This is a genomic window from Pseudomonas sp. FBCC-B1565 (assembly GCF_059133265.1).
Window position 1 is genome coordinate 1,738,239 of record NZ_CP101438.1, and the last position, 21,269, is coordinate 1,759,507.

The following is a 21,269-nucleotide window of genomic DNA, read 5'->3' on the forward strand; positions in this document are numbered from 1 at the left end:
TGGGACTAGTGTCAGGCAGATTTGTTTTCCTGCGTTGGCAAATGACTGGCGCCGAGCAAGGCCGGTAGCAGCCCAGTACGTAAGTCATTACCACTCGGCTGCTGATACAAACTCAAGCCAAACTCCGGCAACACCGCCAGCAGGTAATCAAAGATATCCCCCTGGATTCGCTCGTAATCCGCCCACGCCGTGGTGCGGGTGAAGCAGTAGATCTCCAGCGGCACGCCCTGGGCGGTGGTCTGCATCTGGCGCACCATGCAGGTCATGTTCGGCTGGATGTCCGGGTGGCTTTTCAGGTAGGCCAGGGCGTAGGCACGAAAGGTGCCGAGGTTGGTCATGCGGCGGCGGTTGGCCGACAGTTGCGCGCTGTGCCCCTGGGCTTCGTTCCAGGCCTTGAGTTCGGCCTGTTTGCGCCCGATGTAGTCAGTGAGCAGGTGCACCTGGGTCATGCGCAGTTCTTCGTCGTCGCGCAGGAAGCGCACGCCGCTGGCGTCGATGAACAGGCTGCGCTTGATGCGGCGCCCGCCGGACGCCTGCATGCCGCGCCAGTTCTTGAACGACTCGGACATCAGGCGCCAGGTGGGTATGGAGACGATGGTCTTGTCGAAGTTCTGCACTTTGACCGTATGCAGGGTGATATCGACTACATCACCGTCAGCGCCGACCTGGGGCATTTCGATCCAGTCGCCGACCCGCAGCATGTCGTTGCTGGTCAACTGCACGCTGGCGACGAACGACAGCAGCGTGTCCTTGTACACCAACAGGATCACCGCCGACATCGCACCCAGGCCCGACAGCAGCAACAGCGGCGAGCGGTCGATCAGGGTGGCAACGATGATGATCGCGCCAAACACGAACAGCACCATCTTCGCCAACTGCACGTAGCCCTTGATCGAGCGGGTACGCGCGTGTTCGGTGCGGGCGTAGATGTCCAGCAGGGCGTTGAGCAGGGCGCTGATGGCCAGCACCAGGAACAGGATGCTCAATGCCAGGGCCACGTTACCGATGAACAGGATGGCGGTCTTGCTCAGGTCCGGCACCAGGTACAGGCCGAACTGGATCACCAGTGACGGCGTCATCTGGGCCAGGCGATGGAAGACTTTGTTGTGCCGCAGGTCGTTGAGCCAGTGCAGGGACGGTTGCCGGCCAAGCAGTTTGACGGCGTGGAGAATGAGGTAGCGCGCCACTCGTCCGAGCACCAGCGCCACCACCAGCAACACCAGCAAGCCGAGGCTGGCGTGCAGCAGCGGGTGTTCATCGAGGGCGCCCCAGAGGTCCTGGGCGTTGAGCCAGAGCTGTTTGATATCCATGGGTGAAACCGATTCTTCTGTGGGACAAGACGGGGCGATTAGAGCATTTAAGTGCAACAAAGTTGACGTCGTGGACAAATGTCCTGACAAAAAAGCGGCCGATTAGCACCGTTCGCGTAAAGAAACTCGGTTTGGGCGCCCGAAACCGGTAACCTATGCAGCTGATTTTTTGTATTTCTTCGAGGTAGCACCCGTGTTTTCCCAATTCGCCCTGCACGAACGCCTGCTCAAAGCCGTGGCCGAGCTTAAATTTGTCGAGCCTACGCCTGTGCAAGCAGCGGCCATCCCGCTCGCGCTCGAAGGGCGTGACCTGCGGGTGACAGCTCAAACCGGTAGCGGTAAGACCGCCGCGTTCGTCCTGCCTGTACTGAACCGCCTGATCGGCCCGGCCAAGGTTCGTGTCAGCATCAAGACCCTGATCCTGCTGCCGACCCGCGAGCTGGCCCAGCAGACGTTGAAAGAAGTGGAGCGCTTCTCGCAGTTCACCTTCATCAAGTCCGGCATCATTACCGGCGGTGAAGACTTCAAGGTCCAGGCCGCCATGCTGCGCAAGGTACCGGACATCCTGATCGGCACCCCGGGCCGCATGATCGAGCAACTCAACGCCGGCAACCTCGACCTCAAGGAAGTCGAAGTGCTGGTGCTGGACGAAGCCGACCGCATGCTCGACATGGGCTTTGCCGACGACGTGCAGCGCCTGGTGGGCGAATGCGTCAACCGCCAGCAGACCATGCTGTTCTCCGCCACCACCGGCGGTTCCACCCTGCGCGAGATGGTCGCCAAGGTGCTGAACAACCCTGAGCACCTGCAGGTCAACAACGTCAGCGACCTGAACGCGACCACGCGCCAGCAGATCGTCACCGCCGACCACAACGTGCACAAAGAGCAGATCCTCAATTGGCTGCTGGCCAACGAGACCTATCAGAAAGCCATCGTGTTCACCAACACCCGCGCCGCCGCCGACCGCATTTACGGCCGCCTGGTGGCCCAGGAATACAAGGCGTTCGTGCTGCACGGCGAGAAAGACCAGAAGGACCGCAAGCTGGCTATCGACCGCCTCAAGGCCGGCGGCGTGAAGATTCTGGTGGCCACTGACGTTGCCGCGCGCGGCCTGGACGTGGACGGCCTGGACCTGGTGATCAACTTCGACATGCCCCGCAGCGGCGACGAATATGTGCACCGTATCGGCCGTACCGGGCGTGCCGGCAACGATGGCCTGGCCATCTCGCTGATCTGCCATGGCGACTGGAACCTGATGTCGAGCATCGAGCGCTACCTCAAGCAGTCGTTCGAGCGCCGCACCATCAAGGAAGTCAAAGGCACCTACACCGGGCCGAAGAAGGTCAAGGCATCGGGCAAGGCCGTTGGTGTGAAGAAGAAAAAGACCGACGCCAAGGGCGACAAGAAGAAAACCGGCGCCAAGTCGCCGACCAAGCGCAAGATCGCCAACCGGCCGAAGACCGACAACCTGTCGCTCGTCAGCAAGGACGGCATGGCACCGCTCAAGCGCCGCAAGCCGGAAGCCCCGGCTGCCGAATAAGGCGCGGGTGATGTGAAAAAACCGGACGATCGTCCGGTTTTTTTATGGCCTCAGTTTTTGGCTTTGGCGGCGGCTTCCTTGAGTTCCTTGAGGCGGGCGTCGATCAATTGACATTTGTCGGGGAACTCAGCGCTTTCCGTATCCAGGTCCATCTTCTGCAGCTCGTCGTTCATCTCCTTGGCCTTGGTCGGGTTCTGTTCCGTCAGTTTGGCCACTTCCTGGGCCAGTTGCTCGCGCTTGGCCGTGGCTTCGTCGGGCGTACAGGCCCAGGCGGGCAGGGCGCTCGCCAATGCGGCCGCGACGGCCAGGTTCATCAGGGTTTTCATGGGCACACCTCCTTGGCGGTTATGAGTTGTTGAGGCCGCGAACGTCTGGAAAGTTCAGAGAAATGACGTCTGTCTATTGAGCTGAACGGCGGCGGACAGGGCGTGTCACACCTCTAGACAGGCTACTTTCCACCCGCCTGCAGGAGGAATCAGGATGACGACTTACAACTGGGATCTGATCGAACGTCTGCTGCACGAAGTGCAGAACGGCGAAGGCAGTTTCGCCCCGCGCAAATACGCCGAGCAGGAAGCGGCCGAAAAGGCCACTGCGGGCGAGTCCACTGGGAATCTGGACGCGCTGAAAAAGACTGCTGCCGATTATGAAGCGCTGCTGTTCAAGCGTGGCTTTATTGAGTCGCGTACCGAAGAAGAGGGCGGCAATGGTGAGAATTTTATCCTGACCCCGCTCGGCGCACAGTTGCTGGCGCTGATCGACAGTTCGATTCCGGGCAACGATCACCCGCGTCAGGTGCTGGACGAGCAGGCGGATGCGCTCGACCCGACGACCTTTGCCGAGGTGGCCTCCAAGGCGCAGATCGCCTGATCCCCTTCACGCCCCGGCACTGTCGCAAAGCCGGGGCGAAACTGTCAGATCGGTAATCTGCCGCTAAGCTGGCTGACAGCCGGCCGTGCTTAATCTGCTGCCATTCAACTCATGGAATTGAATCGGCATGCACCCCACAACCACCCGACGAACCTTCGTCAAAGGCCTGGCCGCCTGCAGTTTGCTGAGCGGGCTCGGGCTTTGGCGCAGCCCGGTCTGGGCCCTCACCGGCCTCGGCCAACCCACCGTGCTGGCGGGCACCGAATTTGATCTGTTCATTGACCAGACGCCGGTCAACCTCACCGGTCGCAACCGCACCGCGCTGACCATCAACGGCAGCCTGCCTGGCCCCTTGCTGCGCTGGCGCGAAGGCGACACGGTCACCGTGCGCGTGAAGAACCGCCTGGCCGAGCCGACGTCGATCCACTGGCACGGCATTCTGCTGCCGTCGACCATGGACGGCGTGCCCGGACTGAGTTTCCAGGGCATCGAGCCAGGCGGGGTGTTTGTCTACCAGTTCACGCTCAAGCAGCACGGTACCTACTGGTACCACAGCCATTCCGGGTTCCAGGAACAGCAAGGCGTGTATGGCCCGCTGGTGATCGATCCCAGGGAGCCCGAGCCCTTCACCTACCAACGTGACTACGTGGTGATGCTGTCGGACTGGACCGATGAAGACCCGGTCGCGCTGATGAAAACCCTCAAGAAACAGTCCGACTACTACAACCTGCACAAACCCACCGTGGGCGATTTTGTGCGGGATGTGGGCAGGCAGGGCTGGTCGGCTACTGCCGCCGACCGTCTGATGTGGGCACAAATGAAGATGAACCCCACCGACCTGGCCGACGTCAGCGGCGAGACCTACACCTACCTGCTCAACGGTCAGTCGCCCGAGCACAACTGGACCGGCCTGTTCCGTGCGGGCGAGACCCTGCGCTTGCGCTTCATCAACGGCTCGGCGATGAGCTATTTCGATGTGCGCATCCCGGGGCTGAAAATGACGGTGATCTCCGCCGATGGCCAGCCGGTGCAGCCGGTGAGTGTCGATGAGTTCCGCATTGCCGTGGCGGAGACCTTCGATGTGCTGGTCGAACCTACTGCAGCCGCCTACACCCTGTTTGCGCAGTCGATGGACCGCAGCGGATACGCCCGCGGCACGCTGGCCCTGCAATCTGGGGCAACCGCGCCGGTGCCGGCGCTGGACCCGCGCCCCTGGATCACCATGGACGATATGGGCATGGGCGGCATGGACCACGGCGCCATGGCGGATATGCCGGGCATGGCAGGCATGGACCACAATGCCATGTCGATGCAGGCCCATCCGGCCAGCGAGCAACACAACCCGCTGGTGGACATGCAGGCCATGAACCCGGTGCCCAAGCTCGATGACCCTGGCATCGGCCTGCGCAACAATGGCCGCCGTGTACTCACTTACGCCGACCTGCGCAGTACGTTCGAAGACCCTGACGGTCGCGACCCCGGCCGCACCCTTGAGCTGCACCTCACAGGGCACATGGAGAAGTTCGCCTGGTCGTTCAATGGCGTGAAGTTCTCTGATGCCGAACCCTTGCAACTCACGTATGGCGAGCGGGTCCGGCTGGTGCTGGTCAACGACACCATGATGAGCCATCCCATTCACCTGCACGGTTTGTGGAGTGATCTGGAGGATGAAAACGGCCAGTTCCAGGTGCGCAAGCACACCATCGACATGCCGCCGGGCTCGCGGCGCAGCTACCGGGTAACCGCTGATGCGCTGGGGCGTTGGGCCTATCACTGTCACCTGCTGTACCACATGGAAATGGGCATGTTCCGTGAGGTGCGGGTGCATGAATAAGGATGCAAGCATGAGCCATCGTGTTTTATTGACCTTCTTATGGCTTGTGCTCGCTCCGCTGGCGCAGGCCGATGAGTTCCAGGGCATGAGCCCGGCGTCACCGGCGCTCACCGAGAGCCGGACACCGATTCCTGCCCTGACCGATGCTGATCGCGCGGCGGTGTACAACGCCCCCGGTGGGCACAGGGTTCACGACAGTGGCATCAACTCTTTGCTGCTGATCAACCAATTGGAATGGCAGGGCGGTGACGGTGCAGGCGCGCTGAACTGGGATATCAACGGCTGGGTCGGCGGCGATATCGACCGCCTGTGGCTACGCAGCGAAGGCGAGCGCAGTGCCGGTCGCACTGAAAGCGCCGAAGTCCAGGCCCTGTGGGGGCATGCCATCAGCCCGTGGTGGGACCTGGTAGGCGGCGTGCGCCAGGACTTCAAGCCAGGCGACGGCCAGACCTGGGCGGCCTTCGGCGCCCAGGGCATGGCGCTGTACAACTTCGACGCCGAAGCCACGTTGTTTGTCGGTGAGGCGGGTCGTACCGCTGCTCGCCTGGAAGGCGACTACGACATCCTGCTGACCAACCGGCTGATCCTGCAGCCCACCGCTGAACTCAACTTCTATGGACGCAACGACCCACAGCGCGGCGTCGGCTCGGGCCTGTCGGAGAGTGAGCTGGGCTTGAGGTTGCGTTATGAAGTGCGCCGTGAGTTCGCGCCCTACGTGGGCGTCAGCTGGAACCGCAGCTACGGCCAGACCGCGCAATACGCCCGGGATGAAGGCGAAGACATCAGCCAATGGCGCTGGGTGGTTGGTGTGCGAATGTGGTTCTGACGGTTTTACCCATCCTATAACTTACTCGCCGCCATGAGCGGCCTGGAGCCTTGCATGTCATTGTTGAAAACTACTGTGCTGTGCGCCGGACTGATTACCAGCCTGGCGGTATCGGCTCATCCGAAGCTGCTGTCGTCTACACCATCGGATGGGGCCAAGGGGGCGCCGCCGGCCGTGATCGAACTGCGCTTCTCGGAAAACCTGCTGACGCAGTTTTCCGGTGCCAAACTGACCATGACTGACATGCCCGGCATGTCCCATTCGCCGATGCCGGTGAAGGCCAGTGTCGCGGCCAGTACCGATCCCAAGGTGATGCTGATCAAGCCGGCGTCCGCGCTGACGGCGGGTACTTACCGGGTGGATTGGCGCGCGGTGTCGTCCGATACGCACCCGATCCTGGGTAATGTGATGTTCAGCGTCCAGCCATGAGTGAAGCGGTCTCGATACTCCTGCGTTTTGCGCTTTATCTGGACTTGATGCTGGTGTTCGGCCTGGGGTTGTTCGGCCTCTATGGCGACCGCCGCCTATTGAATCTGCAGTCGCTGTTACGACTGACTGCGTGCCTGGGTGGATTGCTTTCGGTAGCGTCGTTGCTGTTCATGACCCAGGCCATGAGCGGCGCCGAAGATTGGCAAATGTTGTGGCCGCACCTGCAAATGATGCTCTGGCAGACCGAGCTGGGGTGGACCTGGTGCCTGCGAATGGTTGCGTTGGCGCTGGTTGCGCTCAATACCCGAATGGCACCGCTGTTCGGTGCGATAGCGCTGGTAACGCTGGCGTGGGCGGGGCACGGCGTGATGCATGAAGGCACGCAGGGGGTATGGCACGTTCTCAGCGACAGTGCGCACCTGCTGGCGGCGGCGGGTTGGGTCGGTGCGTTGGCTGCATTCGGGGTGGCGTTGAGGAGCACGTCTTTGTCGACGCTCCACAGGTTGGCACACGCGCTGGCGGCTTTCGAGCGGATGGGCATGCTGTTCGTAGCGGTGCTGATCGGCACGGGCGTGGCGAATTATCTGTTTGTGGTCGGGCCGAAGCTCGATGGCATCACCGGTGGCACCTACGCGGTCCTGTTGTGTTTCAAGTTGGGCCTGTTCGCTTTGATGCTGGGGCTGGCGGCGCTCAATCGCTCGCACTTCACGCCGTTGCTGCAACGCGCCCTGGCGGCGGGCGACATTACCGTGGCAAGCAAAGCACTGCGCCGCAGCATTGTGGTGGAGTCTGCCGCAGTGGTGTTGATCCTGGCGCTGGTGGCTTGGCTGGGGACGTTGGCGCCCGGTTAGGACTGCGTGCTCTTCAAGCATTTAAGTGCCTGGAAATCACTGCGCACCTTGTCGATTTTCTGGGTGAGTTTCTGCCGTTGTTGCAGCGTACTTTCGGCCATCACATCGACAATCAGGCTGCGCGCCGCCGCTTCGGTCTGGGCGTAGGCCGCTCTGTACTCCGGGGTCCACAGGCTTTCACGGTCCACTAGTAACTGCTGGATCTTCTGCGGGAAATCGGCACTGCGGCGCTGTTGCACAGCCTCGATAAATTGCGCCTGCCAGCGGGCGCGATTGCCGATCCATTCCCGGTTCTGCTCGCCGAGGGCGATGGACCACGCGGTCACGCGGCTCTGCTGGCTGGCGCTGAGCGGGCCGATCCAGGCGTCCAGGCGCTTGCTCATGCGCTCGGCGCGTTCCTTGATCTGCTGGGCCAGGGGCGGCTTGAGGTATTCGTCCTGGCGTTTGCGCAGGTCCTTGGCCAAGGCGTCATTCATGTCCTTGACCTGCTGATCATCCAGGCCTTGAAGCAGCTGGATGGCGGAGGGAGTGATCTCTCGAGCGATGTCGTCGATGGCCTGCTTGGCTTCGGCGGTACGGGCCTGCAAGGCGGCGTCGGTGACGTGGTTGTCGTCGGCCATCTGTTGCAGGCGGTCCAGCCAATCCAGGTAACCCGGCAATTGCGTGGTGCAGTGCCAGGCCAGGTGCTGCTTGAGGGTGTCGTTGAACCAGCTCTTCTGCCCGGCGTTCATGTCCAGGTAGTCGTTGAGGGTCCAGGGGATGATCACGTCCAGATTGCGGTAGGCCAGGCCCACGCGATTGCAGCCGGCGAGCACGAGGCTCAGGGTCAGCAATAGCACCATTAGTTTGAGCCGACGCAGCATGGGCGGGTCCTTCGCGAAGTGGGTTATCACATGTGAACCCGCGCAGGGTGCGACAGTTCAGCCCATCAATAGAACGACCGTGCGGCCTTCAGCGTCAACAGACCATCGCATTGCGAATTGTGTCCGGAATAGGCCGAGCAGTCCCCGCCGCTGAGGCTGGAGTCGCTGTAGATCAGGTTCAGGTCAACGCCCATCCATTCCCGGGAGAATTGCACCGACCAGTCGCTGAAGCTGCGGATGGAACCGCCGTCCACCGACACCGGGGTGCCCAACTGATGGGTGGTGTATTTCATACTGACGCCAATACCAAACGGTTGTGTGCCACCAAGGTCGGCGAACAGGGTGCTGTCCTTGCGGTCCGGGTCGTTGCTGAAGGATGCGCCGAAGCGGTTGCCCAACAGGTTCAGGCCGCCATAGAACTCCTGGCTGTCGAGAGGGCTGAGCTTGGGGTAGCTGTAGTGGATCAGGCCCACTTCGTAGCCCAGGGTCTGGTCGAAGGGGTGTTTGAAACCCATGTAGGAATCGACTTCGAGGTTGCTGGACGAAGACAAGCCCATGTTCGGTGAGAACTGGCCGAAGTACAGGCCACTGTCGTGGCTCAGGTCCAGCCCGCCATGGAACGAGTCACTGCCGGGGGAGGTTGGCTTGACCAGGCCTTGGGCCATACTGCGGCTAGGCGTGGTGCCCAATTTCAGGTCGAAGTCGCCCAATTCGCGCTGGAAGATCTGCGCTTCGGCGAGAGGGCTGGCAACCAGGGCAAAGACCAGGAAGATGCAGGGTTTGAACATGCTTCACTCCATGAAAAGCGAGGAGCAGTGACGGAGAAAATCGGGCAGATGCCCGTGCTAGACGTGTGCAAGCATACCGGCGAATGCCAGGCGGTGAGGCCCGTTCGTCGATTAGAGGTACAGAAGGGGTATTTCGGGCTCTAGTCCTAGCGCCTTGAGAGTCAAGACGCTTAGGGACCAGGGGGGTTGCGCGGTATTACTTTTTACCCAGGCTGATCTGCTTGGACGGGCCGAAAGTCTGGCCGCTTACGCCCTTGGCAATTTGCTGGATTTCGCCGCCGGACTTGAGGAACGCCGCAATCTGGCTGTTGATCGACTCGCTGGTTTCAACGGCGGGAGCTGGCTTTGCTTTGCTGTTGGATGCTTTTACGCGCATGGCGGCCACTAACCTGTAGAAAATTAACTTGGCCAGGCATCGTACAGGAAATACTTGACAATTGCTTGGTAAATATCCCCTGAGAATAAGTACGGCGGCCGGAAATCGCCGAAGTTCATCTTATCAATAAGCCCCTAACTTACTGTTTTAACTCGAAACCATGGGGGCGGGTGGCGCTTGCCAACCATGGAAAATTCAGCCGATTGATCGGACGAGCGGGGCACTGCCATCGGAAGGCCACGCCAGCCCGCGATTTTTCAGGCGCGCGCGCGTGGCGAGCGCAACTCGGGTAGAATGCCGCCCACGTAATGAGGGTATTGGACATGGCTTTAGTCGGGCGCTACAACAGCTTGCAAGTGGTTAAACACACTAACTTTGGTTTGTACCTGGACGGTGCGCAAGATGGCGAAATCCTCTTGCCCAATCGGTATATCCCCAAAGATATTCCCAGTGAAGATGAAGACTGGCTTAATGTTTTCATTTATCTGGACAGCGATGACAAACTTATCGCCACGACTGAAAAACCCAAAGTTCAAGTCGGCGAATTCGCCAGTTTGAAAGTGGTGGAAGTCAATAGTATTGGCGTGTTCCTCGACTGGGGGTTGCCCAAGGATCTGCTGCTGCCGTATTCGGAAGAAAAGCGCCAGCTTACCGCCGGTGAATACTGCGTGGTGCATGTCTACCTCGACAAGCACACCAAGCGCATCACCGCCACCGCGCGCCTGGATCGCTACCTGGACAAGACACCGGCCAACTACCAGGTGGGCCAGGAAGTCGACCTGCTGGTGGCCGAAGCCACGGACATGGGCTTCAAGGCGATCATCAACAACAAGCACTGGGGCCTGATCCACAAGAACGAAGTGTTCAAGTTCCTGCGCCCGGGCAAAGAAGAAAAAGGCTTTATCAAAGAGATCCGCGCCGACGGCAACATCAGCCTGAGCCTGCAACCGGTCGGCCAGGAAGCGGCCTCCAGCCTGAACTCGAAGATCCTCGCCAAGTTGCGTGAAAACAACGGCACCTTGCCGGTCAGTGACAAGAGCGACCCCGCGGTGATCAGCAACTTGTTCGGCGTGAGCAAGGGCAACTTCAAGAAGGCCATCGGTGCGCTGTATAAGCAGGGCCAGATCGTGATCCATGCGGATCGCATTGAACTAAGCTGAGTGCGTTTTGCTCTTCTGTAGGCGCCCATTGGCGTCTACAGAGGTCGCCTCAATGAATAAGAAAACGCTGTTCGCCTACCTTGGCACGTTGCTCGCCTTCCTGATTCTGGATGGCCTCTGGCTCGGCGTCATCATGGGGCCCACCTATAAGTCCCTGTTGGGTCCACTGATGCTGGATCAACCTCGGCTGTTGCCGGCAACGCTGTTCTATCTCCTTTATGTGCTCGGTTGCGTCGTGTTCGTGGTCTTGCCCAGTGCAAGTTGGCAACGCGCCGCGCGCCTGGGCGCCTTGCTCGGCCTGGTCGCCTACGGCACCTATGACCTGAGTAACTGGGCCACGCTGCAAGGCTGGTCCGCGCAATTGGCGATCATGGACATGGCATGGGGGACGTTCCTGACCGCCGCATGCTGCACGGTGGGTTACCTGTGTGCACAACGAGTGCACCGCTGATTGTGTACAGGATCTACGTGCACCGTTGCTGAGCGTAGCGCCACCCTATACGCGCTTATCAACCCTTTGGAGCGCCGTGCCAGAGGGATTGCGTTCAATTGGCACGCATTCTGCTGACTGTCTCGTATACAAACCATGCCGCCTCCCGTATGCACCCTGCGACGGAAGCGCAGGCGGGTATTTCGAGGAGCCCAGCGATGACCGAACAATTGCCCAAAGGCTACAGCCCGCGCCTGTACAACCAGGACTTGGGCCCGCTGCCGCAGAAGTGGACTTGGTACAACATCTTCGCCTTCTGGATGAGCGACGTGCACAGCGTCGGCGGCTATGTGTTCGCCGCCAGCCTGTTCGCCCTGGGGCTGGCCAGTTGGCAGGTGTTGATCGCGTTGCTCACGGGCATTTGCATCGTGCAGTTGATCGCCAACCTGGTGGCCAAGCCGAGCCAGCAGGCTGCGGTGCCTTATCCGGTGATCTGCCGGCTGGCGTTTGGTGTGTTCGGCGCGAATATTCCGGCGGTGATTCGCGGCTTGATCGCCGTGGCCTGGTACGGGATTCAGACGTACCTGGCGTCGAGTGCCTTGATCATCGTGGTGCTGCGCTTCTTCCCACAGATGGCGGTGTATGCAGAGCCGCATTTTGCAGGCCTGTCCTACCTTGGCTGGTTTGGTTTCCTCAGCCTGTGGGTGTTGCAAGCGGCGGTGTTCTGGGCGGGCATGGAGTCCATCCGCCGTTTTATAGATTGGGCAGGGCCGGTGGTCTACGCGGTCATGTTTGCACTGGCGGGTTGGATCGTGTGGAAGGCCGGCTGGTCGAACATCAGCTTTACCCTGGCGGAAAAATCCCTGTCGGGCTGGCAGGCGTTTGGCCAGGTGATTGTGGCGACGGCGCTGGTGGTGTCGTACTTCTCCGGGCCGACCTTGAATTTCGGCGACTTCAGCCGTTACTGCCGCAGCATGCAGGACGTACGACGCGGCAATTTCTGGGGGCTGCCGGTGAATTTCCTGGCGTTTTCCCTGGTGACTGTGGTGATTGTCTCGGGCACCTTACCGGTGTTTGGTGAAATGCTGCATGACCCGATCGCCACCGTGTCGCGCATCGACAACAGCATGGCCGTATTGCTCGGGGCCTTTGCCTTCGTCACCGCGACTATCGGTATCAATATCGTCGCCAACTTCGTCTCGCCGGCGTTTGACTTCGCCAACGTCGCGCCGAGCAAGATCAGCTGGCGCGCCGGCGGGATGATCGCTGCCGTGGCGTCGATCTTCATCACCCCGTGGAACCTGTTCAATAACCCGCTGATGATCCACTACACCCTGGACATCCTCGCGGCGTTTATCGGGCCGCTGTTCGGGATCCTGCTGGTGGATTTCTATTTGATCAAAAAACAGCAGATCGACGTGGATGCACTGTTCGATGACAGCCCCAGCGGGCGCTACTACTTCGACGGTGGCGTGAACTGGACGGCGGTCAAGGCATTGGTGCCCGCGACGCTGGTGGGCGTGGCGATCACTTTCACCCCGGCCTTGCAGGGCATGGCCAATTTTGCCTGGTTTACCGGGTGCTTTCTGGGTGGGCTGTTTTTCCTGGTACTGGCGCGGCGTGAACAGGTGCGTGTGCCTGCGCCGCTGGTTGCCGGTTGATCAGCACCGAGCCCGCTACCAATAAGCCTGCTCCAGCGACCACCAGCGCCGGTTGCAGGCCACCGCTCAAGTGGCTGCTGACCGACGCCAGCAACGGCCCGCTCAATTGGCCGATGGCAAAGCTGGCGGTCAACAGCCCGGTGCTGCGCTGGTAGCCATGGGGCGCGACGTCCCGCAGCCGGGCCATCACCAACTGCATGCAGGCCAGGAACGGCCCGCCACACAGCAGGACCCCCAGTGCCAGGCCCCAGCCATTGCCCAGCAAGCAGGCAAACACCCCGGCCGCTTGCAGCCATAGCGTGGCCATCAACCAGCGGCGCGTGGTGTTCGGGTCCTTGCGGCGCAGGGTCGCCACCACCACACCGATCGCGGCCGCCAGGCCGAAGCACGGCCAGAACAGGTCAGCCTGCCAGGCGCCCTTGAACTGTGCGCTGGCCATCTGCGACAGGAATGTCGCCGGGATGATGTAGCCCAGACCGTACAACACGTAGATCCAGCACAAATGCGCGATGCTGCCGTTGCTGCCCGTCTCGCTATGGCTGGCAATGGGAGCGCCGGCGGCAGAAGGCTTGGGCAGGAACGGCAGAACCGCCAGCAACATCAGCAGTGCCACGACGCCGTACACCAGCCACAGCGTTGCCGAGCTTTGCCCCAACAGGTTGGAGCCCAGCGCCAGCAGCCCCGTCAACAGAATCCCCAGCCCCGGCCCGGCGAACACCAAGGCACCCAGACGTGGACGCCCGGCGGCGATCGCCAGCGGCTGGCTCAGGCTGGTGATCATCACCAATGCCCAGGCACTCGCGACACCGGTGCCAAAGCGCAGCAACAGATGCGGCCAGAAACCATGGGCCCAGTACGACGCCAGGGTCAGCAGCACGCACAGCCACAACCCGCCATACAAACGGCCACGCACGTGGTGATGGCTGCGCGCGAAGATCGAATCCACCGCGCCCACGAAGTAGCCCAGATAATTGGCGGCGGCGATCAGGCCCGCACCAGTCAAGTCGATCTGCCCTTCGCTGAGCAGGTGCGGCATTTGCGGGGTGAGGGCGAAGCGGCCAATACCCATCGCCATCATCAAGGCGACAAAGCTGGCAGTTAAGCGAATCAGGGGAGACATGGTCAGGTTTCCTGCAGGTAAGCGAATACCCTCAGGCTAAGACGGATTGACTTTCTGTAAAATTGAATAATAGTGAGTAACTTGTTCAGTTTTGGAGAAAGTCATGGAGTTCAGTCAATTGCGCATTTTCCAGGCCGTGGCGGAAGAGGGCTCCATTACCCGTGCGGCTGACCGCTTGCATCGGGTGCCGTCCAACCTGTCGACGCGCCTCAAGCAAATGGAGGAGCAGCTCGGCGTAGAGCTGTTCGTGCGTGAGCGCCAACGCTTGCAGCTTTCTCCTGCCGGCAAGGTGCTGCTGGACTACAGCACCCGTCTGCTCGCCCTGCATGACGAAGCCCACGGTGCCGTGCAAGGTGGGCAACCGGCTGGCGATTTTGTATTGGGCAGCATGTACAGCACGGCCGCGGTGCATTTGCCGAAGTTGCTGGCGGGCTATCACAAGGCTTATCCGATGGTGAACCTTCAGGTGCAATCGGCGCCCAGCGGGGAGTTGCTCGAAGGGTTGATCACCGGTCGCCTGGACGCGGCCTTTGTGGACGGTCCCATCACCATCGCCTCCCTGGACGGCATCGCCTTGTGCGAAGAGCGCCTGGTGCTGATTTGCGAAGCCGATCATCCGCCCGTGCGTGGACCTCAGGATGTGGCGGGGCGTTCAGTGTTCACCTTCCGTCGCAGCTGCGCCTATCGCACCCGCCTGGAGACCTGGTTTTCCCACGAGCGCGTGGCCATGGGGCGGGCGATCGAGATCGAGTCCTACCAAGGTATGCTCGCCTGCGTGATCGCCGGATCGGGTGTGGCGTTGATGTCCGAGTCCATGCTCGACAGCCTGCCCGGCAAGGACAGCGTGTCCGTTCATCCGCTGATAGGGCCTTTTGCCACTGCGACCACCTGGCTGATGTGGCGAAAGGGTATGCTCGGCGCTAACCTCAACGCATGGATCGACCTGCAGCAAGCCGGCAAGGCTGCGGTTGTGCAAGACACCCGCGCCATTGCTTGAGCGATCCGTCAGGATTTTGATGAATTCAGTAATAGTTCGTTGTGTTTTCGTTCAAGCAATACGTAGGACTTAGGGCTACTATCACTGTAGGAAAGGGCGACAGAACTTGCGCCTACCCGCATTACCCTCAAAGGGGGCAACCATGAAAGAGAAAATTCAAAACTGGCTCCATGACCTGGGTGTTGCATTGGGCTTGATCGAGCCTCCGCTGCAGCCGGTACCGATTCGCACAGATGACGAGCAGCGTCGTCCACGTCGCAGGTAAGTCCTGAAGCGCTCACGCGATTGAATCGCGCGGGCGCTCATGGCTGGGTTGTTCTTCAGGGCGTGTTCGGTTCCCTGTAATCAGACTGTATTCCCGTTCATTGGGTAGTGTGCCCAATTGTCTGACGAGGCACGTGTCATCGTCAGAGCCTTCTTCTTATCCCGTCATCCATGCCCTTTTCCCTGTTTGTCCTTCTATATTTTTGCCTTCACATGGATGAATGGGCAGTGGCATGTCGAGTATTGATAGCGAAGGGATGTTGATTGCCGACAGAGTCGAACTCCGTCGGTTTCAATCGATCGAGCACGGGGATTTGCGCAGCGTGAGCGCGCTGGTGATTCACCAGACAGATGCCCCGACCGCCCAGCACACCTTTAACGCCTATCTTGCAAAAGGCAACGGAGCACACTTTCTCATTGAGAAAAATGGTGTGATCTACCAGACGGCCAGCCTCAAGAAACGTTGTTATCACGTTGGCCGCTACCTGCGCTCCAGGTGCATGGCAACGGACAAGGCGACGTGCGACCCCGCCCGAATCCAAGCTATTCAAGCACTCACCTGGACCTTGCAGATCCGCGCGCTGGATCGGTATGAACGCACCAAGGGCTATCCTGAGCGATTCCCGATGAATGCGGATTCCCTGGGCATCGAATTGGTCGGCAAGCATCTGGATGCTGCACGTTATGAGGAAGTGACCGCGATGCAGAGTCAATCTCTGCGATGGCTGGTGGGGGAGTTATATGGTCATTTCCGCCTGACGCCGGAGGACGTCTACAGGCATCCGCAAATCTCTTACAAACACCCCGGCGAAGCCAGCAGTGCGGTGTGGCAATGAGTCTGCGCCGATGGTCACTTGGCGTGTGGGTATTCCTCGCCGGATGCACGACTTCCCCTCCCGATATCGACGAAATTGCCCTTTTGGGCTTTCACTCCGAAGAGCCGGAACGCTGTCGACCCAGTGACGTTGCGCTGGATGAGCGACAGGTCGCGTCCTTTTTCAAGCGTGCTGAGCCCATTGATGGAGGCACGCTGCATGACGAGTACGACTGGGCGCCTTGTTACCTTGAAGGCACACTGAAATATCATGGCAAGGCGTGTGTGTGGCGGGTGAGGGCGGGGGCGACAGGGGAGATCGAATGCCCGGCAGTCGAGCAATATTTCGGCTGTAAGGATTGTGTTGATTTGTTTAAAGGTCTCAGCAGCGGGGAGGAGTGAGCAAGCGCTGTGGGTCTGCCGGTTAGCCCTTGGCGTTCGATTGTCGGAATCGGACTACCTGTCACTCGGAATCGGCTGGCTTATCCAATTCTGGAAATACCCATAGCTTGAAACTCAAGCGCCTCTTCATAGCGCCCCAACGTTGTTGAGTGCCTCTTTTCGAGGTGTCAGTCAGAGTTGTTGGAGACAAAGCTATGTTGCTCTCTTCAGTTCCTCCGGTCGCCGCGTCACTCATCACCACCACCGACTGTGTTTTACAGGCTGCGCCTGTGTCGAAAAGCTGGAAGGCCGAGGCACCCAGAAACGTCGTGTTTCTTTCCCCGGCATTGACCAGGCAGGCGTTGCTCATACAGATCGCGCTCCTGCGTCCAACAACCATCATTGTTGGAGACCAACCCATCGATGCGGATGTCTTGGAGCAATGGCGTACCTCCCACCCCTTTGGAAACCTCTGTTTGATCCGCAGAGGGACGAGCCTGGACAAGATACGACTGGACCTGTGTGAATCCCACGCCATTCAAGTACTCAACACCCCAGGGGTGAACGCGCCGCATGTGGCCGCCTATATCCTGCGTTGGCTGAGACTGGCTGATGGTTCCATTCCCCGTGACGTGCGTGTACTGGGATACGGCAATGTGGGGAAAGAACTGGTCAACCTGTTGCTTGATCGAGATCCAAATGTTCGGATCAGAGTGCTGGTCCGGCCAGGTCGAGCGCCGGATACTCTCGGGAATGCCGCTTCCGACAGTCGAGTGTCATTTGTCGTGGACTGGTTCGAGGCCTTGGAGGGCGCCGCTGCTGTGGCAGTGTGCGTATCCCTCAATGATGAGTCCGTTCATCGCCTTGATCAGGCCCGCATTCAGTGCCTGCACAGCCAAGCCCGCCTGATCTGTGTCGCCAAGCCGGACGTCTTCAGCGACGGTGCGTTGCATGCCCTGGCCGAGGCTGAACATATCCAGCTGGTATTGGATTATGGGCCTGCGACATTGGATGCGTTCCGGCAACGCACGCAGACGCTCGGCTGCGAGGTCTCCACCTGGTACAGGCCTGCGACGCTCACTACCCAGGCATCAACCACCGAGGCCTGCCAGCGCGACCTTGACTATGCCGTTTCAATACAGCTGAGTTTGACGGCCTTGCGCGGTCTGGTCAGGCGTAAACTTGCACAATCATTGACGCTCCCTTCTCTGCCGGTAGATTCCAGTGCGCCGCGTGTATCGATTATCGGCAGAGGCATCAATGGCCTGTTCCAGGCCGTAATGCTCCGGTTGGCGAATTATCAGGTCACCGTGTATGGGGGAGATCAGAAGAGCGATGGCGCCAGTTATGCCGATCCGTATTTGGCCGTTGAGTGCAATCGTGCAGGTATCGAGCTGTTTGAAAAGTTTCTGGCTGACAACCCGACGCTCGCACCATTCGCGCGGGCTAGGGATGTTGAGGTTCCGGGCTACGGCCTGGAACTTATCCATTTGAAGAAGGAGATCGAGGCGCTTTTGAGAGGCTCCGGGGTTCGGTTTCCGTCACAGTTTCTGAGTCGGGTTCAGATCGCCGAGCAGAGCAGGGGGCACTTCGTCGTTATAGCCAGTGAGGAGGACGGAACTTCGATAGTTCACTGTTGCGCCCATCACCAAGTAGCAGCCGGAGAAGCCTACGCCGGCGGCACAACCCAAGGACTGGTATGGGCCTCCCTGGTCCAGGAGATCATCCAGGCAAACCAGAACCTGGCGGTTGAGTGAAAAAAACGGGCGCGACATCCGACGTCGCGCCCGCTGAAGAAACCCCTCTAAAACCCGCTTTTTCTCAAACCGCGCTGGCCGCTACACCTTCTGGCCGACGCGACAACAAACTCACCACCACAAAGCTCACCAGCCCCACCGCCAGGCTGTAGTAGATCGGCGTGTTCGCATCCAGCCCATCCTTGATCATGAACACCAGCGCGGTCACAAAACCCAAGGTCATGGAGGTGATCGCGCCAGAGGTGGTAGCGCGCTTCCAGAAGATCGCACCGATCAGCGGAATCAACATGCCGCCCACCAGCAGGTTGTAGGCCAGCGTCAGGGCGCTGATCACATCGCTCACCACCAGGGCGATGCCCAGCACGGCGATGCCGGTCAGCATTGTGAACAGGCGATTGACGGCCAGGCTCGACTGTTTGCCGCCACGCAGGCGCGGCAGCAGGTCTTCGGTCAGTACGGTGGAGGCAGCGAGCAGGCCGGCGCTGGCAGTGGACATCATCGCGGCCAGTGCGGCGGCAATCACCAGGCCACGGATGCCGTCTGGCAGCGAGGCTTTGACGATAGCGGCAAACGCATTGTTGACGTTGTCCAGGTCCGGGATCAGCACGTGCGCGGCCATGCCGATCAGCGCACAGGCCAGGCCGTAGAGGATGCAGTAGAAACCGGCGAAGGTGCCCGCGTACTGGGCGACCTTTTCGTCACGGGCGGTGAACACCCGCTGCCAGATGTCCTGGCCGATCAGGATGCCGAAGAAGTAGATCATGAAGTAGGTGATGATCGTGTCCCAGCCGATGGCGGTGAAGCTGAAGCTCGACGCCGGCAGCTTGGCGACCAACTCATCCCAACCGCCGACGCGGTACAGGCAGATCGGCAGCAGGATAAACATCAGGCCGACAGTCTTGATCACGAACTGCACGATGTCGGTGAGGGTCAGCGACCACATGCCGCCGATGGTCGAGTACACCACCACCACGCCACCGCCGAGCAGCACCGAAATCCAGAATGGCAGGCCGAACAACACTTGCAACACGGTGCCGATGGCCAGGATCGAGGTCACGCCGATCATCAGCGCGTAGGCCAGCATGATCACCGCACTGGCCTGGCGGGCCATGGGGTTGTAGCGTTTTTCCAGGACCTGGGTCACGGTGAAGATCTTCAGTTTCAACAGTGGCTTGGCCAGGAACAGGTTCAGCGCAATGATGCCCATGCCCAGCGCGGCACACAGCCAGAAGCCGGAGATGCCATGTACGTAGCCCAGACGCACGGTGCCGACGGTGGACGCACCGCCCAATACCGTGGCGGCCATGGTGCCCATGTACAGCGACGGGCCCAGGTTGCGCCCGGCCACCAGGTAGTCTTCGTGGGTCTTGGCGCGGCGCATGCCGTAGTAGCCGAGCACGAGCATGCCGGCGGCGTAGATGAGTACGACGAATAAATCCAAAGCCATGACGGCGGTTCTCCGATTATCTTTTTTATGGGCGATCAGGCGGCTGGTTGCAGCGCCGGTTTAACGCGCGCATCCGTGCGCTTGCTGCGAGGGTCGGACGGCCCGTAGACGGCCGCCGGTTCCGGGAATACGCGAAGCAAGGTCAGGTACACCACCGAGGCCAGCCCCAACGTCACCGGCAGGCTGATATCGATGCCGTCGGCCAGGTTGCCCAGTGGCCCGACAAACTGCCCCGGCAGGTTGACGAAGCACAGGCCCACCAGCGCACTCGGAATCCACGCGCCCAGCCCGCGCCAGTTCCAGCCATGGCTGAACCAGTAGCGCCCGCCGGTTTCTCCACGGGTGAATACCTGCAGGTCATCCGGGCAGTAGAAGCCGCGACGCACGATCAGGCCGATGATCATCATCACCATCCACGGCGTGGTGCAGGTGATGATCAGCACGGCGAAGGTCGACACGCTCTGCACCAGGTTGGCGGCGAAACGTCCGATAAAGATGAAGGCAATCGACATCACCCCAATCAGCAAGGTGGCCTTGACCCGTGACAGCAGGCGCGGGAACACGCTGGACATGTCCAGCCCGGTGCCATACAGCGAGGTGGTGCCGGTGGACATGCCGCCGATCACTGCGATCAGGCACACCGGCAGGAAGAACCAGGTCGGTGCCACTGCAAGCAAACCGCCGACGTAGTTATTCGCCGCGATGTAGTCCGGTGCCTTGATCGCCACGATAGTCGCCGTGGCCAGGCCGAACAGGAACGGGATCAACGTCGCGATTTGTGCCAGGACCACCGCCAGCATGATGCGCATTTTCGGTGTTTCACGCGGGATGTAGCGCGACCAGTCGCCGAGGAACGCCCCGAAGGAAATCGGGTTGCTCATGGCCACCAGTGCAGCGCCGATGAAGGCGGCCCAGAAGCCGGTCTGGCCCAGCGCGACGGTGCCGGCGAAGTGGCTGTCGAAGGCGGGCGCGAAGGCGAAGATGCCCAGCAGAAACAGCAGGCTTGCCGCCCACACCGCAATGCGGTTGACCCACAGCATGAAGCGAAAACCGTAGATACACACCGTCAGCACCAGAACGGCAAACACGCCGTAGGCCAGGCCCAGGGTCAGGTCGGTTTCCGGCAAGCCGATCAGGCGCTTCGCACCACCCACCAGCGCATCACCCGAACTCCACACCGACAGCGAGAAGAACGCAATCGCCGTCAGCAGCGACAGAAACGAGCCGACAATCCGCCCGTGCACACCAAAGTGAGCACCGGAAGACACGGCGTTGTTGGTGCCATTGATCGGCCCGAACAGGCCCATGGGTGCCAGGATCAGCGCACCCACCAGCACGCCCAGCACAATCGCCCAGACGCCAGCCTGGAATGACAGGCCAAACAGCACGGGAAAGGAGCCCAGCACGGCGGTGGCAAAGGTATTGGCACCGCCGAAGATCAGTCGGAACAGGTCCTTGGGGCCGGCGGTACGTTCGTGGTCCGGGATCTGCTCGACCCCGTTGGTTTCTATCTTTCGAATACTTTTATCGTTGTTTTTATTATTCATGATC

Annotated in this window: 22 protein-coding genes; 14 read left to right on the forward strand and 8 right to left on the reverse strand. The window is 60.4% G+C overall.

Annotated features, from left to right (window positions below; all coding sequences use genetic code 11):
* Nucleotides 1-11: 11 nt before the first annotated feature.
* Nucleotides 12-1,310 (reverse strand): mechanosensitive ion channel family protein, encoded by a 1,299-nt coding sequence (locus tag NL123_RS08310; RefSeq protein WP_248483515.1) that lies wholly within the window; start codon nt 1,308-1,310, stop codon nt 12-14.
* Between the two features lie 193 nt (nt 1,311-1,503).
* Here NL123_RS08310 and NL123_RS08315 point away from each other — a divergent pair, with 193 nt between their 5' ends.
* Complete coding sequence (locus NL123_RS08315) at nt 1,504-2,850, forward strand: DEAD/DEAH box helicase (RefSeq protein WP_025855790.1); 1,347 nt, start codon at nt 1,504-1,506, stop codon at nt 2,848-2,850.
* Nucleotides 2,851-2,900: 50 nt separating this feature from the next.
* Here the strand turns inward: NL123_RS08315 and NL123_RS08320 are convergent, their stop codons facing one another.
* Nucleotides 2,901-3,176 carry a hypothetical protein gene (locus tag NL123_RS08320; protein ID WP_248483513.1) on the reverse strand — a complete coding sequence of 92 codons (276 nt, stop codon included), beginning with the start codon at nt 3,174-3,176 and terminating at the stop codon, nt 2,901-2,903.
* A gap of 154 nt (nt 3,177-3,330) precedes the next feature.
* On the opposite strand from NL123_RS08320, the gene NL123_RS08325 reads away from it, so the two are divergent.
* The 5 genes from NL123_RS08325 (at nt 3,331) to copD (ending at nt 7,660) form a co-directional block, all read left to right on the forward strand.
* Complete coding sequence (locus tag NL123_RS08325; protein WP_494357564.1) at nt 3,331-3,720, forward strand: transcriptional regulator; 390 nt, start codon at nt 3,331-3,333, stop codon at nt 3,718-3,720.
* A gap of 127 nt (nt 3,721-3,847) precedes the next feature.
* Nucleotides 3,848-5,554: a copper resistance system multicopper oxidase gene (locus NL123_RS08330; protein ID WP_494357565.1), complete on the forward strand. Its 1,707-nt coding sequence runs from the start codon at nt 3,848-3,850 to the stop codon at nt 5,552-5,554.
* Between the two features lie 10 nt (nt 5,555-5,564).
* The gene (locus tag NL123_RS08335; protein WP_494357566.1) at nt 5,565-6,380 is read left to right on the forward strand and encodes a copper resistance protein B; all 816 of its coding nucleotides are present in this window, start codon (nt 5,565-5,567) and stop codon (nt 6,378-6,380) included.
* A 54-nt stretch (nt 6,381-6,434) separates the two neighbouring features.
* A complete protein-coding gene (gene copC / locus NL123_RS08340) occupies nt 6,435-6,809 on the forward strand; it encodes a copper homeostasis periplasmic binding protein CopC (RefSeq protein WP_092242886.1) in 375 nt (124 codons plus the stop codon).
* A complete protein-coding gene (copD, locus tag NL123_RS08345; protein ID WP_248483507.1) occupies nt 6,806-7,660 on the forward strand; it encodes a copper homeostasis membrane protein CopD in 855 nt (284 codons plus the stop codon). Before copC ends, copD begins: the two co-directional genes overlap by 4 nt.
* Here the strand turns inward: copD and NL123_RS08350 are convergent.
* From NL123_RS08350 to NL123_RS08360, 3 genes are all read right to left on the reverse strand, one after another.
* Nucleotides 7,657-8,523 carry a DUF6279 family lipoprotein gene (locus NL123_RS08350; RefSeq protein ID WP_248483505.1) on the reverse strand — a complete coding sequence of 289 codons (867 nt, stop codon included), beginning with the start codon at nt 8,521-8,523 and terminating at the stop codon, nt 7,657-7,659. The genes copD and NL123_RS08350 overlap by 4 nt on opposite strands.
* A 65-nt stretch (nt 8,524-8,588) precedes the next feature.
* Entirely contained in the window at nt 8,589-9,311 is a 723-nt protein-coding gene (locus tag NL123_RS08355; RefSeq protein ID WP_248483503.1) for a TorF family putative porin, read from the reverse strand.
* A gap of 196 nt (nt 9,312-9,507) precedes the next feature.
* Entirely contained in the window at nt 9,508-9,687 is a 180-nt protein-coding gene (locus NL123_RS08360; protein WP_003193095.1) for a PFL_1563 family small protein, read from the reverse strand.
* A gap of 323 nt (nt 9,688-10,010) precedes the next feature.
* Between NL123_RS08360 and NL123_RS08365 the strand changes: the two genes are divergently transcribed.
* The 3 genes from NL123_RS08365 (at nt 10,011) to NL123_RS08375 (ending at nt 12,938) form a co-directional block, all read left to right on the forward strand.
* Entirely contained in the window at nt 10,011-10,847 is an 837-nt protein-coding gene (locus NL123_RS08365; RefSeq protein WP_017134857.1) for a CvfB family protein, read from the forward strand.
* A gap of 52 nt (nt 10,848-10,899) precedes the next feature.
* Nucleotides 10,900-11,298 (forward strand): DUF2177 family protein, encoded by a 399-nt coding sequence (locus tag NL123_RS08370; RefSeq protein ID WP_179030085.1) that lies wholly within the window; start codon nt 10,900-10,902, stop codon nt 11,296-11,298.
* Between the two features lie 197 nt (nt 11,299-11,495).
* Nucleotides 11,496-12,938 carry an NCS1 family nucleobase:cation symporter-1 gene (locus NL123_RS08375; RefSeq protein ID WP_248483501.1) on the forward strand — a complete coding sequence of 481 codons (1,443 nt, stop codon included), beginning with the start codon at nt 11,496-11,498 and terminating at the stop codon, nt 12,936-12,938.
* Here the strand turns inward: NL123_RS08375 and NL123_RS08380 are convergent.
* Nucleotides 12,850-14,058, reverse strand: coding sequence for an MFS transporter (locus tag NL123_RS08380; RefSeq protein ID WP_494357567.1), 1,209 nt, complete (start codon nt 14,056-14,058; stop codon nt 12,850-12,852). The two genes, NL123_RS08375 and NL123_RS08380, sit on opposite strands and share 89 nt — an antisense overlap.
* A gap of 103 nt (nt 14,059-14,161) precedes the next feature.
* On the opposite strand from NL123_RS08380, the gene ptrR reads away from it, so the two are divergent.
* The 5 genes from ptrR to NL123_RS08405 all read left to right on the forward strand — a co-directional run bounded on the left by ptrR (nt 14,162) and on the right by NL123_RS08405 (nt 18,271).
* Entirely contained in the window at nt 14,162-15,055 is an 894-nt protein-coding gene (gene ptrR, locus NL123_RS08385; RefSeq protein WP_179030082.1) for a putrescine utilization regulator PtrR, read from the forward strand.
* 142 nt (nt 15,056-15,197) lie between these two features.
* Complete coding sequence (locus NL123_RS08390; protein ID WP_003193089.1) at nt 15,198-15,320, forward strand: PA1414 family protein; 123 nt, start codon at nt 15,198-15,200, stop codon at nt 15,318-15,320.
* 232 nt (nt 15,321-15,552) lie between these two features.
* Nucleotides 15,553-16,155, forward strand: a complete 603-nt coding sequence (locus NL123_RS08395; protein WP_494357568.1) for a peptidoglycan recognition protein family protein — start codon at nt 15,553-15,555, stop codon at nt 16,153-16,155.
* Nucleotides 16,152-16,535: a hypothetical protein gene (locus NL123_RS08400; protein ID WP_179030081.1), complete on the forward strand. Its 384-nt coding sequence runs from the start codon at nt 16,152-16,154 to the stop codon at nt 16,533-16,535. The genes NL123_RS08395 and NL123_RS08400 overlap by 4 nt, the downstream gene beginning before the upstream one ends.
* Nucleotides 16,536-16,729: 194 nt before the next feature.
* Entirely contained in the window at nt 16,730-18,271 is a 1,542-nt protein-coding gene (locus tag NL123_RS08405) for an NAD(P)-dependent oxidoreductase (protein ID WP_494357569.1), read from the forward strand.
* 64 nt (nt 18,272-18,335) lie between these two features.
* Here the strand turns inward: NL123_RS08405 and NL123_RS08410 are convergent, their stop codons facing one another.
* Both NL123_RS08410 and NL123_RS08415 read right to left on the reverse strand, forming a co-directional pair.
* The gene (locus NL123_RS08410; RefSeq protein ID WP_248483493.1) at nt 18,336-19,718 is read right to left on the reverse strand and encodes a sodium:solute symporter family protein; all 1,383 of its coding nucleotides are present in this window, start codon (nt 19,716-19,718) and stop codon (nt 18,336-18,338) included.
* Between the two features lie 35 nt (nt 19,719-19,753).
* Complete coding sequence (locus NL123_RS08415; protein ID WP_494357570.1) at nt 19,754-21,265, reverse strand: purine-cytosine permease family protein; 1,512 nt, start codon at nt 21,263-21,265, stop codon at nt 19,754-19,756.
* Nucleotides 21,266-21,269 lie beyond the last annotated feature (4 nt).

Excerpts from the sequence above, each read along its gene's own strand:
- NL123_RS08320 (WP_248483513.1), bottom strand. The coding sequence starts at position 3,176 with ATGAAAACCCTGATGAACCTGGCCGTCGCGGCCGCATTGGCGAGCGCC.
- NL123_RS08335 (WP_494357566.1), top strand. The coding sequence starts at position 5,565 with ATGAGCCATCGTGTTTTATTGACCTTCTTATGGCTTGTGCTCGCTCCG.
- copC (WP_092242886.1), top strand. The coding sequence starts at position 6,435 with ATGTCATTGTTGAAAACTACTGTGCTGTGCGCCGGACTGATTACCAGC.
- NL123_RS08355 (WP_248483503.1), bottom strand. The coding sequence starts at position 9,311 with ATGTTCAAACCCTGCATCTTCCTGGTCTTTGCCCTGGTTGCCAGCCCT.
- NL123_RS08365 (WP_017134857.1), top strand. The coding sequence starts at position 10,011 with ATGGCTTTAGTCGGGCGCTACAACAGCTTGCAAGTGGTTAAACACACT.
- NL123_RS08375 (WP_248483501.1), top strand. The coding sequence starts at position 11,496 with ATGACCGAACAATTGCCCAAAGGCTACAGCCCGCGCCTGTACAACCAG.
- NL123_RS08370 (WP_179030085.1), top strand. The coding sequence starts at position 10,900 with ATGAATAAGAAAACGCTGTTCGCCTACCTTGGCACGTTGCTCGCCTTC.
- NL123_RS08405 (WP_494357569.1), top strand. The coding sequence starts at position 16,730 with ATGTTGCTCTCTTCAGTTCCTCCGGTCGCCGCGTCACTCATCACCACC.
- NL123_RS08380 (WP_494357567.1), bottom strand. The coding sequence starts at position 14,058 with ATGTCTCCCCTGATTCGCTTAACTGCCAGCTTTGTCGCCTTGATGATG.
- NL123_RS08400 (WP_179030081.1), top strand. The coding sequence starts at position 16,152 with ATGAGTCTGCGCCGATGGTCACTTGGCGTGTGGGTATTCCTCGCCGGA.
- ptrR (WP_179030082.1), top strand. The coding sequence starts at position 14,162 with ATGGAGTTCAGTCAATTGCGCATTTTCCAGGCCGTGGCGGAAGAGGGC.
- copD (WP_248483507.1), top strand. The coding sequence starts at position 6,806 with ATGAGTGAAGCGGTCTCGATACTCCTGCGTTTTGCGCTTTATCTGGAC.
- NL123_RS08325 (WP_494357564.1), top strand. The coding sequence starts at position 3,331 with ATGACGACTTACAACTGGGATCTGATCGAACGTCTGCTGCACGAAGTG.
- NL123_RS08350 (WP_248483505.1), bottom strand. The coding sequence starts at position 8,523 with ATGCTGCGTCGGCTCAAACTAATGGTGCTATTGCTGACCCTGAGCCTC.
- NL123_RS08310 (WP_248483515.1), bottom strand. The coding sequence starts at position 1,310 with ATGGATATCAAACAGCTCTGGCTCAACGCCCAGGACCTCTGGGGCGCC.
- NL123_RS08390 (WP_003193089.1), top strand. The coding sequence starts at position 15,198 with ATGAAAGAGAAAATTCAAAACTGGCTCCATGACCTGGGTGTTGCATTG.
- NL123_RS08410 (WP_248483493.1), bottom strand. The coding sequence starts at position 19,718 with ATGGCTTTGGATTTATTCGTCGTACTCATCTACGCCGCCGGCATGCTC.
- NL123_RS08360 (WP_003193095.1), bottom strand. The coding sequence starts at position 9,687 with ATGCGCGTAAAAGCATCCAACAGCAAAGCAAAGCCAGCTCCCGCCGTT.
- NL123_RS08330 (WP_494357565.1), top strand. The coding sequence starts at position 3,848 with ATGCACCCCACAACCACCCGACGAACCTTCGTCAAAGGCCTGGCCGCC.
- NL123_RS08415 (WP_494357570.1), bottom strand. The coding sequence starts at position 21,265 with ATGAATAATAAAAACAACGATAAAAGTATTCGAAAGATAGAAACCAAC.
- NL123_RS08395 (WP_494357568.1), top strand. The coding sequence starts at position 15,553 with ATGTCGAGTATTGATAGCGAAGGGATGTTGATTGCCGACAGAGTCGAA.